This is a genomic window from Halolactibacillus miurensis (genome assembly GCF_900116255.1).
GTDB lineage: Bacteria > Bacillota > Bacilli > Bacillales > Amphibacillaceae > Halolactibacillus > Halolactibacillus miurensis.
In genome coordinates, this window is the sequence record NZ_FPAI01000006.1 from 78,582 (window position 1) to 90,858 (window position 12,277).

Sequence of the window (12,277 nt, forward strand, 5' to 3'; positions counted from 1 at the left end):
ACTTCACCACATATGTTTGGGTGAAGTTTTATTGAATCCATTTCACTGTTGGGTAATAACTTGCCATAACTCTGCCTGTCAGTTGCCCTTTATGAATAAGGCCGAAATTTCGACTATCTAAGCTACGCGAACGGTGATCCCCTAGTAAAAAGTAATGGTCTTTTGGAATCACTTGGCTATCCTGAATCAGCGTAAGTTCAAAATCAACCATCATACTAAACTCTTCTTCCGTTAAATAAGTTTCTCCTAAGGGTTTATTATTAATATACAATGTATGATTACGGTAATGAATCGTCTCCCCTGGTAACCCAATCACACGTTTAACAAAATAGGACCCATCACGTCGCTTAAAGACGACCACGTCAAAACGTTCAACAGGTTGATATTTATATCCCCATGTATCAATCATAATAAAATCTTGGTCGTGAAGCGTAGGTTCCATTGAGTGTCCATCCACAACAAAAACAGTAAAAACAAACGTCTTCAGAAAGATCAAGAGAATGAGAAGAAACATTAGTACTTTCACCATATGAAAATCTTGACTTTTATACAGCTGTTTCATGATGCCTCACCTCTCATTCATACTCATCCGGGTGAATTTCTCCCTTCTTAAATAAGAACTTCTCAATGTATTTACCTAGAATCCAAAATAACGAAATCCCTACCCCAACTAGAACTGTTTTTACTGGGTTTTCCGCGAAAGATGTCAAACTATCACCGACATAAGCAAGTGAGAAGATCATGACCATCTTTCCTAGAACAACCGCTAGAAAGAACTGAACAAAGCTCACACGTGAAATCGCAGAGACAAGATTAATAATCGCTGACGGTGAGAATGGGAAACATAACATAATAAACAGCGGTCCAAACCCGTGCCGCTCAACCCAACTTGTCACACGTTTCACCTGCCTATTCGTATAAATCCATTTTATAAGGGTCACATGTCGAAAATGGCGAATGATTAAAAAGACAAAGATTGAGCCTGCGACCCCGCCTATCCATGAATATACGAAACCTCTTAACAACCCATATGCTGCTGCATTGGCCATAACGAATACAAAGATCGGAAGAAACGGGAACAAAGCTTCTAAAAATGGTAATAAAATTCCTGGTAGCGGTCCAAATCCTTCATAAATAAACAATAAACGTTCAAGTAGTTCTTCATATTCGCTTGCTCTGAGGAGCTCTGTAACTTGATCCCATGTGATGGTATCTGGTAATGGTTGTGACAAAGTGAACTCCCCCTTTTGATTTATTGGACGATATTTCACACCCTATGGTTACTTATTCCCGAATTCCGATAAAATATAACGCTTTTCTTTTAACTGACAACATGATAAAATAAGAACAAACGTTCTTATTTTATGGAGGGATGAGTCATGGACCATTTAACGCAAAAACCAGACCATATATTATCACGCTATGTTTTTTTATCTTTTACTATTGATACGTTAGAGCTTGAACAGAAAACACTTCGTCAAACAGCTGGTATTAAATTATCAGAGACTCTTGTGGAATTTATAGATTGCATGCTAGTTAGTGCTAAAAAACAAAGACGTGCGCTAAAAGAAACAATGTATAAAGAACGATTATTTATTCAACCTTTAGGTTCAAATGATGTGTTCACATCGTTTTTATTCATATTAGATAAGAAGGAAGAACGGCGCGACTTTTTTAATCCAGCTATCAGAAAAAAGGTGGAAGCTATACTTATAGAATTAAAACGCGAAACACAAACTAACTATCATCATCTTTACCAAAAACCCACGCTTTCTTTCAACCAAATGTTTTTTTCTCATATCTCTTAAAATGAGCACAAAGCTTGGTTTAGCTCTGTGCTCATGATCTCTTGAGTAATTTTTTTGCAAGTGGAGCGACCGTAAGACTTTGAATAATGAGCGAGAACAACACAACCATGAAGCTAATCCCTACAATATTATCAATCACTGTACCAGTGTTAGCTTTCGCATGAAGCGTAAGAATTAAGAAGACAGACATAGAACCCTTAAGTCCTGACCAGGTGATAAGCAAGTTATATTGAAGATTATGTGTGTCTAATAGACTGGTCATCACATATATGACAATAAATCGAACAATAATAGTCAATATAAAAACAACACTAGCGAAGGCGACAAAAGACCCACGTAAATATTCCGTCACTTCAATCCCTATGACCAAAAATAGTATAGCTAGTAAAGATAATTCAACAATCTCCCAAAAACCATCAAGTTGACTACGGAAGTGATCTTCTTTTTCGGTTTGGCCAAATGCATATGAAATCATCATACCGCTTGAAACAACAGCCAAAACACCGGAAAACCCAAAATGTTCTGCCACAATGAATGACCCATAAGCGAGCACAATGCTAAGCATTAACTGATAGTGAGGATGATGTGAATAATGAATAATATTAACCACTATCCATCCAAAAATCACCCCGATTAGAATACCACCAGCAAATACAAAGAAAAAGTCCGCAAAAAATGAAGCAAAGCTTACACTATTTGGTTGTTGATAAAGTGTTAAGAGTGACGTAAACACAACAACAGATGTTCCATCATTTAACATCGACTCACCTTCAACCGTATGAGCTAAATCTTCGTCCCCGGTTGCTTGTTTAATAATCGAGACTACGGATACCGGATCTGTCGGTGTCAAGATCGATGCCAATAGTAACGAAGCTGTCAACGGTAGAGAAAAAAACAGTAAACCTATCCCATAAATTGCTCCGCCCAATAGTAACATCATCAGTAACAGACCAACAGTTGCTAAGCCGAGAATTAATTTTCGATTTTTAAGAAATCCTTCTATCGGAAATTGATAGGCGGAAATGAATAGCAACGGCGGAATAAATATGTTGTAAATAATAGCTTCTGTTACTTCTATATTAGAAAAGTAAGTGACTAACGATAAACCCATGCCCATAAGTACTAGAATCGCCGGCACGGGAAAGTTATCTTGTTTTTTATCGATACTGAAAACAAGATAGCCGATAAATAACAGTATAATAATGTGACTAACAGTCATATTTATTCCTCCCTCCTATCCAATTATTCCCCAATATACAAAAGAGAAAACAAAAAGCCACAAATCTTGTGATCACAAGCTTTATGGCTTTCCTGATGGATATAAAAAATTTCATAGAACACAACTTCTATTGCTGCTATCAGGTTTAATCTCATTCATACATAAGGCGTATCTTTGTATACCCCAAATACTTTAAGAATATTTTCTAATACTTGCTTTTGTTGACCTTTTTTCAGATGTTCAGATAAGATATATCGGTATTGAGCTGTTCTGAAAACTTGATTATTCATGACCCCTTTAGAGGTTGGAACATAAAGTTCAAAGCCATTTCGGAATTGCAATTTAGAGCCACCAAAATCAGCTCCGAAGATTTTTCTTATGTGTGAATGTGAAAACCAAGAACAAGATGAGCTAGATGGGGATTCATTAGGAAAGAAAAACATGTTGTGGATCGAACTAACGGCAATAGGTGCTTTACTATTAAAATCACATAATATTTTAGCGCCGTCCATTCTTGATATCATTTTTTCACCATAATTTTCACAAGCTTCATTCACAAGGTGATGTGGAGATTCTTCAATGAGGAGAGTCGAGGATTCTTTTTCGTCGTAAACGAGTGTCTGCCATTCACCGTCTACTTCAGTGGGAATTAACGCCATTGTAGTATCTGACAGTTGATACGTTGTTCTTTTCTCAAAATCCAATTAAAACACCCTTTCATAATATATTTAGTAAAAATTACTATTAATTAGAATTATACATAATACACAGTGAAAAGCAACAAAATTCTGAAAAAAACAACAATATATCCAGTACAAATGTAAGCGTTTTTTTGATATAATGAATATAAAGTAAGAAATGGAAGGTGGCGAAAGCTTTGTGGCGTCTCTTTAAAAAGAAAAGAAAAAAAACATACCCTGTTAAAGATGTATCCCTACATGAATTAAAACAAGCCATTAGACAATATATGAATGAGCTCCCAGATCACGTTCCGCTTAGTATGCTAATAAATGAGGATTTGACTATTAACTATCATGAACTGGCTCCTTACCTAAATGCCATTCCAATACAAACATATTACATGTCTAAAGAGACCTATGACATATTTGATGAAACCCAAAGGCATCTCGCTGAGGATTTGGATTACACTCAACGTGCTGTTGATCAATATATCGATTTAACCAGTGAATTGCCAGTCATCCATGGTGATCCGTATTTAAAAGTAAGCTACCACAAATTAATGAAGCGTGGTTTAATCACTTACCGGCCTCCACACGAATTTTTTATTGATCCTAAAGATCACTTAATCAATCTTAAAAAACCAAAGTAGGTAGCCTATTAGTTCTTTTGGCTACCTACTTAATTTTAATAGATTAATTCAATTAAATCTTCCTTAGAAATTTTACCTAGATAATGTGGCACATCAATTTCATCAAGTGCTTTTTCAATAGCTTCCTTTTGATAACGTGTATCGATTAATGCTTCCTCTATTACTGTAACATCGCCAACGCCGAAAAAGTCACCATAGATTTTACAACTCTTAATTTGTCCTTTAGAAACATCCATTCGAACATCAACTAACCCCGCTGGGAACTTATGTGATTTACGAATATCAAACTTAGGCGACTTTCCAAAGTTCCAATCCCAATTCTGATAACGAGCTTTAGATATTTCATGAATTTTTTCCCAATCTTCATCCGTTAACTTATACTTTGGTACATCCTTAAGATCATCAACATCAAACAAATGTTGCAATAGGTGCGTTTTAAATTCTTCCATTGTCATGTCACGATCAAGGAACTCTGCAATATTCGCCACACGGCTGCGGATCGACTTAATTCCTTTAGATTTAATTTTCTCTTCACTTACATTAAGTGCTGCGACAACATTTTCAATCTCTGAGTTAAACATAAGTGTTCCATGACTAAACATGCGACCTTTTGTCGTAAACTGAGCATTACCTGAAATTTTACGCCCACCTACGACTAAATCATTTCGTCCACTTAGTTCAGCCGGTACATCTAAATCATGTAGAGCTTTAACAACGGGCTCCGTAAACTTCTGAAAGTTATGAAAGCTTTCACCGTCATCTTTAGTAATAAAACTAAAGTTTAAATTACCTTCATCATGATAGACAGCCCCGCCACCAGATAAGCGACGTACAACTTTAATGTTATTTTCGTCGACATACTTTGTATTGATTTCTTCTATAGAGTTTTGATTTCGACCTATAATAATAGATGGCTTATTAATATAGAAGAGCAAGTATGTATCCTTCTCCCCAAAGTTATTTAATACATACTCTTCAATCGCCAAGTTGATGTACGGATCCGTGATACCTTCATTATCTATAAATTTCACATTATTTCCCCCTAAATACTATATTTCATTTTAATTCATCACCTATATTAAAAGAAATGATTGTAAATATCAACCAAGATGAAAGGTTAATCCTGACTTAGCCAGCTGAGTATTTCCCCGGAAATACTTTTCTGCTTCTGATACTAACTCGCTTCTATCACCAAAGTGTGGATGGTGCGATAAGACAAGTTGTTTAACATGCGCTTTTTCGGCAATCATTGCACATTCCTTACTGTTCATATGACCTGCTTTTGACCCGTCTTGTCCCTCATAAAAATTACAATCTGTAATTAGTAAATCTGCATCATCACTAAACGAAATCAAACCTTCTTTATAGCTAGAGTCAGCTGTAAAGACAAAGGTGCTCTCTCTATCAGATATACGCATCGCAAAGCAAGTAACCGGATGATCTGTTTCGAAGAAACTAATCGTAAAAGGTCCTAGCTCAAGTGGAACGATAGGATCATAGGTATGCCCTTTTGTAAAATTATGAGTCAGGCGGAAAAACTGGTCTTGGTCAAATGCGTGACCATAAATTGGCAATGATTTTTCTTGCTGTCTAATACCATTTTGTACAAGCATATGATATTGTAATACCCCGATATCTGCGATGTGATCATTATGATAATGCGTTAGTATAACGGCATCTAAATCATATGGATCAACATATTTAGGTAACTGACTCAGCGCCCCACTGCCACAATCAAGTAATAATTTAAAACCATCTTTTTCAATAAGGTAACTAGATGTCGCTTCATTTTCTTCTGGATAAGCTCCCCAAAAACCTACGACTGTTACTTTCATAAATCATTCCCCTTTCTTATACAATTGAATTTACTGAATCATTAATCAAATAACGACAACATCGCTGGATTTGATAATGTTCCCGCTTGATTCGTCAAAGGATTAATTGGTTCGACATAGTAACGGGTCATTTGTAAAATAGATGGCTGTCTAATCGTATAAGAGCCTTCACCAGCTGTTTTACCAATGAGTTTTTTACCATCTTCAGTGACTTCATAAACATGATAAATAATGCGTTCGTCTGAAGGTGTTGACCACGTTAGTTCTGCTCTAAATAAATTAAATCCACCTAAGCTAAAGGAAGCGTTTAAATCAGTGATTTCTGGCAATGTGATAGGCGCCGGCAAATCCTCTACCCCACTTGGACGATCAAAGGCATGCTTTATATTATCCATTTGGTTAATATCTGACAGCAGCGCTTTTGTTAGATGAACGGCCTGAGAACTGCCTTTTGTTAAATAATGCTCCTCATCACTCTGATCAAAACCTATCCAAGTAGAGATTGTAAATTCGGGTGTTAATCCAACAAACCAGGCATCTTTGGTCGCGCCTTCTACAGAGTCATGCTGCGTTGATCCTGTTTTTCCTGCTAAAGCTCCTGAGTAGTCATAGCGACTAGCCGTGCCATCCGTCACAACTCTTTCAAGCATATTTAACGTATACCACGCTGACTGTTTTTCAAACACCCGCGCCTCTTCTCCTTCTGCTGAAGTCATCTCTACACCGTTACGATCAGAGATAGACATCACGGCCGAGCTATCACGATAAATCCCTTCATTCAAATACGTATTATACGCTGTTGCCATCTGAATCGGTGTATATCCACTTGATAAACCACCTAAGGCAATAGCTAATCCATCATCTTTCGTGGATAAGTTAAGCTGATCCAAATAACTTTTTCCTGTATCAATACCTATATCGTTTAATAACGACACGGCCGTCGTATTTTTAGATTCGGCTAAAGCATCTACTAATGGTATATCCCCAACATATTCATTATTGGCATTTCTCACGATATACCCATTAAAATCTTTTTGTTCATCAGTTAACAATGTATAGGGATGATATCCATTTTCTAAAGCAGGTGTATACACGGCTAGCGGTTTAATGGTTGAACCAGGTTGATGCTTAGTGAGTGCTTGGTGGTGACTTTGACCTATCGTATAATGACGGCCACCAATAACTGCTTTTAAACCAGCCGTTTCTTTATCCACAATGACAACACTTGCCTCTACCTCATCATTTGATGCTTCGTAATAATTAGACTGATTCACATGCTCGTAAGCTTTCTTTTGCATCAATGGGTCCATGTGGACGGTGACACGATAACCACCACGCTGTAATTCATCCCGAGTAATATTATACGTTGATTCAATTTCTTGAATAACCACCTCAAGGTAATCATCAATATAAGCAGGTGCCGCTTCAGGTTGAGGCGTCACACCTAGTCCTTGACCTTGAAGTTGGAGTAACTCCTCTGTTTCTAAATAGCCGACTCGATGCATTTGGTTTAACACCACATTACGTCTTGCTACAGCATTCTCTTCACTTATATATGGCGAATAAATATTAGGACCCTTAATCATACCTGCAAGTAGTGCACCTTCTGTAACGGTTAGGTCACTCACAGATTTACTAAAGAAATATTGACTAGCTGTTTCAATTCCGTACACACCATGGGCAAAATACAGTTGGTTCAAATACAATTCTAAAATGTCGTTCTTACTGTAATTCCGCTCCAAATACATCGAAGCCATCACTTCTTTTGTTTTACGCATCCATGATTGATCATTCGTTAAGAATAAATTTTTACTCAACTGTTGCGTAATGGTACTGGCCCCTTCGACTTTATCTAGTGCAACAATATCTTTATAAACCGCCCGTAAGACGGACCTAAAATCAACACCCGCATGGGAATAAAAACGCTCATCTTCTGTCGCAATGAAAGCCGTTAATACATGGTCTGGTACATCTGATAACGGTGTTAATAAACGATTTTCAGTATATAATCTACCCGCATATGTTCCGTCTTCTGTGACAACGGTCGTCGTTGCGGGCAACACCATCTCTTTCTCATCGACAATCAATCCCCCACCATAAATGATGAAGAAAAAGCCGATGCTACTTAATAAGATCACTGACGCGATACTAAGTGTAAGATATTTAAGCCAGCGGTGCTTTGATAAAGACTGCCACCCTTTATTAAAACCGTTCCTTATATAATTTTTCATTTGAATCATGAATCGTTTAACTTCTTGACTGTTTCTCATGGTGTCGCTCCTTATCGCTTTCTTTGACGCTACTATCGATTATATTATACCAATGTCAAAGACGAAAGCAGAACGGCCTAATCATTAGGCTTGAATAATTCGAATAGAACCTGATGTTAAACGGATATCAAGCTTTAATTTATGTGTAGACTGATTATAATCATCTGTCTCATAAACCATTTCTTTATTAATGCCTTCTGTTTTTTGTTGGAACAACAAAATTTCTCCTGCCTTTACTTCTGCATACAAATTAACGGCTAATGTATCAGGTAATATAATCACGATCTCTCCTGCTAAACCATTCAAGGTAAAAGGTGTTTCACCTTCGTCAAGAATCGCATCAGTAAAATCAAATGACTGTTGCCCAAATAAATTAGACCGATGCGTCGGCTTCACATGCCACTGTCCAGTTTGCTGATTCTCCCCAATAGAATACTTCACTTGATTTGGTCTTTGTCTTTGTTGCTTAGCTTTTCGTTTCCACATTTTTTCTTTTACTTTAGCCGTCACACCAAGTAAAGATAAGCCAATAAAGATGAGAATCAGTGGCCATAAATCAAACACATCATCAAATTCAAAGTCAATGATGTTTTGTTGACCCAGTAAAACAAGCGCACCGTAAACCGCGAGGAAAACGCCGGTAAATAGACCACTAAATCCTTGCAAACCTTTGATAAATAAGTAGAGACCTACCAGCAATAAAAATCCCGCTAAAAGATACGGAAACACATCATCAAGATTGAACGTATACACATCAAGATTCTCTAATAACAATACGCCACCAAATAAAATAATCATAAGTGCCATGACTGTTTTTAATACGTTTGACATTTCCTTCACCCATTTCTTTTTATAATACCTGCTTTCTTCATTATAAATGAAACCGATACGAATGAAAAACAATACCTGAAGTGGATCATACATCATAATAATGAGTTATGTTATAATGGCAAAAACATATATGAGGATGAGTAAAATGACAATAAATAATTATGTGTCGGACACAGACTATAACGAAATGATTAACATCAGACGTTACTTACATCAACATCCAGAATTATCATTTCATGAAGCAAAAACAGCCGATTATATTTGTCACTACTATGACCAGTTAGGCATCGACTATAAACGACATATCGGAGGCCATGGGATCGTTGCGACAATTAAAGGAACAAAGCCGGGTAAAACGATTGCCTTAAGAGCTGATTTTGATGCTTTACCGATTCAAGATCAAAAAGACACCCCCTACAAATCAACTGTCCCCGGTGTGATGCATGCCTGCGGTCATGATGGTCATACTGCGACACTGCTTGTCACGGCAAAAATCTTGCATCAACAAAAACAGGGTTTATCGGGTAACGTTGTGTTGATTCATCAACCCGCTGAAGAGGTTGCACCGGGAGGTGCGGCGCCAATGATTAAAGACGGCGCACTTGAAGGGGTGGATTATGTTTTTGGGACACACCTTTGGGCAAGCTTACCGGTTGGGACAATTCACACAACAACGGGGGACTTTATGGCAGGTGCTGACCGCTTTACAATTGAGGTCAATGGCGTAGGTGGTCACGGGGCGATGCCACATGACACCAAAGATGCTGTCGTAATTGCGAGTGCCCTCGTCAGTGAATGCCAAACGATTGTCAGTCGCCGGATTGATCCGTTAGATACAGCGGTTTTAAGTATTGGTAAATTTGAAGCTGGGGACGCGTTTAATATCATTGCTGGAAAAGCGACGCTAGAAGGCACTGTCCGAACATTTTCTCCGGAAGTTCAAACACAAATCATTCAAGAAATGACAGCGATTATTGAATCATTTGAATCACGTTATGGTATTACGATTGATTTTGATTATATGAAAGGTTACCCGCCGGTTGTTAATCATGAAGCTGAAGCTAAGCGTGTCATTGATATTGCTAAAGAAATACCAGGTGTAACAGATGCTTCTTTCACTCGTCCATCGATGACAGGTGAAGACTTTAGTTATTACTTATTAGAAAAACCAGGCGCTTTTTTCTTCACGGGCGCAAGAACAGACGGTCCATTTTATCCCCATCACCATCCAAAGTTTGATTTTAATGAACAAGCGATGAGAATTGCTAGTAACACTTTCCTTGCTATTATCGCATCGTTTAATTAGCAGACAAAAAACCAACAATAATGATGACACATAAAAAAGTCAGCATTATTGTTGGTTAAGTTTTTTAAAATTTCAAATGATTGATGATCACATACTTAGCATTAGCTATCTCATTCTATCAATCACCGTTTATATTATTAGATTACCTTGATAGCCGCCAATATACATAATCTCCAGAAGTCCTATAATAAGATTTAGATTTATTCTTATACTCGGATGGATTTGCTCCGCTCCATACGCCTTCTTTTTTATGGGACATTTTATTACCCCACTCATGCCAAGTCGCATTTTGAGGTATATGATAACCTAGATTTGCTACCCATACATCACCTGGTCTTAACCTAGTATCAAACAACTCATTATCATTGACATAAAAAGAATGCTTATCATTTTGCCAATCAATTGAAGAATTGTATATATCAACAGGATCTTGGGTGTTAAAAGTTAAACTTGCCGAAACTGGCCAACCAAGACTTATACTTGTGCTACCATCAAATGATGTATTTTCAGGTTCATAATTTTTTGTAATCACTCCACCATTTTGTGCATAAAGCACATTACGAGAGTGAAATTCTTGAAATGAATCTAAATGTACTGCATCCAATCGAAAAGTTGCATAACTTTTATAGTCAGGGTTACTAGGTGTATCATCTTTATAAACTTCATAAACATGATAGGTAGAGGCACGTTTATAATTACCCGAACTCACTTCAACCCAATTATAAACTGTTACGTCCCAAGTATACACTTGTTTAAAAGATGAGGGAAGATTTACATTCATTCCAGCCGCATTAATAACAGTTGGTGAGAGAAAATTGGATGAAGTTTTTTGTTGTCTTTCTCGATTAATTTTAATGTCGTAATATCTTGCGTGCTTTTTTAATCCTTCTAAATCATATTGTTGTTTTTCTTTATTTAGCTGTTTCTCTGTGTTTATTGACAAGATGAATGAGGGGATTATTTTTTCATTCTCAAATTTATAACCCATCATATCAAGATTAGATGTTTCGTTAACGTTCTCTTTATCTCCTGAACTAAACCTGACATCTAAATCAATTTCAGCTCCTAAAGCATCACTGACTTCTTTTATATTTAGTCCATCACCATAAATATAAAAAGGTTTTTTATACTTTTTCGCTTCTTTAAATAAATGTTTAGCATTAGCTTTTATTAGATCCTTTTTAGATATCCATACTGAGTCAATATCTTCAGGAATACTATTAGTTTCTAAACTTAACTCTTGTATTGATTGATCTCCTGCTCTTATTCCCTTCGATAATGCTGTACCAACGGATGAATCACCTATGGATGAGTCTATTAAACCGATTCGAAATGATTCAGGTTTTAATGGTGGAAGTGTTAGGCTAGAAGATGCAAAAGTATAATTAACTGAGTTGGAAATAACAACCAATGTAATGATGATAATTATTATTTTACTAATCATTTCTAATTTTTTTGACATCATTTTTTCTCCTTGTTAAAAATATTTAATAGTAAACCTATTCGATCTTCTAATCTGGAAAGACTGAAGCCCCTTTAATCACCCTAAATATATCCACATATGTATATAGATGTATTTTGTCGATGGTTGTATATTTTTGTATTGACATACCAAGTTGTCACATCCACATATAATACTGCCTCACTATAATGTTATTTTCATAACTTATTTCCTCAT

The 12,277-nt window shown here is 36.7% G+C and carries 12 protein-coding genes; 3 read left to right on the forward strand and 9 right to left on the reverse strand.

What is annotated here, in order from left to right:
* Positions 1–28: 28 nt before the first annotated feature.
* On the reverse strand, positions 29–562 hold the full coding sequence (gene lepB / locus BM390_RS05715) for a signal peptidase I (RefSeq protein WP_062321861.1): 534 nt from the start codon (positions 560–562) through the stop codon (positions 29–31).
* 13 nt (positions 563–575) lie between these two features.
* Positions 576–1,232, reverse strand: coding sequence for a TVP38/TMEM64 family protein (locus tag BM390_RS05720; protein WP_082394503.1), 657 nt, complete (start codon positions 1,230–1,232; stop codon positions 576–578).
* 147 nt (positions 1,233–1,379) lie between these two features.
* Here BM390_RS05720 and BM390_RS05725 point away from each other — a divergent pair, with 147 nt between their 5' ends.
* Complete coding sequence (locus tag BM390_RS05725) at positions 1,380–1,808, forward strand: YhjD family protein (RefSeq protein WP_089853288.1); 429 nt, start codon at positions 1,380–1,382, stop codon at positions 1,806–1,808.
* A gap of 31 nt (positions 1,809–1,839) precedes the next feature.
* On the opposite strand, the gene BM390_RS05730 is transcribed toward BM390_RS05725, so the two are convergent.
* Both BM390_RS05730 and BM390_RS05735 read right to left on the reverse strand, forming a co-directional pair.
* Positions 1,840–3,027 carry a cation:proton antiporter gene (locus BM390_RS05730; protein WP_089853291.1) on the reverse strand — a complete coding sequence of 396 codons (1,188 nt, stop codon included), beginning with the start codon at positions 3,025–3,027 and terminating at the stop codon, positions 1,840–1,842.
* Between the two features lie 155 nt (positions 3,028–3,182).
* Complete coding sequence (locus tag BM390_RS05735) at positions 3,183–3,731, reverse strand: competence protein ComK (protein ID WP_062321857.1); 549 nt, start codon at positions 3,729–3,731, stop codon at positions 3,183–3,185.
* A 173-nt stretch (positions 3,732–3,904) separates the two neighbouring features.
* On the opposite strand from BM390_RS05735, the gene BM390_RS05740 reads away from it, so the two are divergent.
* Entirely contained in the window at positions 3,905–4,357 is a 453-nt protein-coding gene (locus BM390_RS05740) for a DUF3939 domain-containing protein (protein ID WP_062321855.1), read from the forward strand.
* 35 nt (positions 4,358–4,392) lie between these two features.
* Here the strand turns inward: BM390_RS05740 and lplA are convergent, their stop codons facing one another.
* The 4 genes from lplA to liaF form a co-directional block, all read right to left on the reverse strand.
* Complete coding sequence (gene lplA / locus BM390_RS05745; RefSeq protein WP_062321853.1) at positions 4,393–5,388, reverse strand: lipoate--protein ligase; 996 nt, start codon at positions 5,386–5,388, stop codon at positions 4,393–4,395.
* 69 nt (positions 5,389–5,457) lie between these two features.
* Entirely contained in the window at positions 5,458–6,192 is a 735-nt protein-coding gene (locus tag BM390_RS05750; RefSeq protein ID WP_062321851.1) for an MBL fold metallo-hydrolase, read from the reverse strand.
* Between the two features lie 41 nt (positions 6,193–6,233).
* A complete protein-coding gene (locus tag BM390_RS05755; RefSeq protein WP_089853295.1) occupies positions 6,234–8,462 on the reverse strand; it encodes a transglycosylase domain-containing protein in 2,229 nt (742 codons plus the stop codon).
* A gap of 84 nt (positions 8,463–8,546) precedes the next feature.
* Positions 8,547–9,293 (reverse strand): cell wall-active antibiotics response protein LiaF, encoded by a 747-nt coding sequence (liaF, locus tag BM390_RS05760; RefSeq protein WP_062321845.1) that lies wholly within the window; start codon positions 9,291–9,293, stop codon positions 8,547–8,549.
* Positions 9,294–9,438: 145 nt separating this feature from the next.
* Here liaF and BM390_RS05765 point away from each other — a divergent pair, with 145 nt between their 5' ends.
* Entirely contained in the window at positions 9,439–10,599 is a 1,161-nt protein-coding gene (locus BM390_RS05765; protein WP_281289033.1) for a M20 metallopeptidase family protein, read from the forward strand.
* 142 nt (positions 10,600–10,741) lie between these two features.
* Here the strand turns inward: BM390_RS05765 and BM390_RS05770 are convergent, their stop codons facing one another.
* On the reverse strand, positions 10,742–12,061 hold the full coding sequence (locus BM390_RS05770) for a hypothetical protein (protein ID WP_062322312.1): 1,320 nt from the start codon (positions 12,059–12,061) through the stop codon (positions 10,742–10,744).
* Positions 12,062–12,277: the final 216 nt, after the last annotated feature.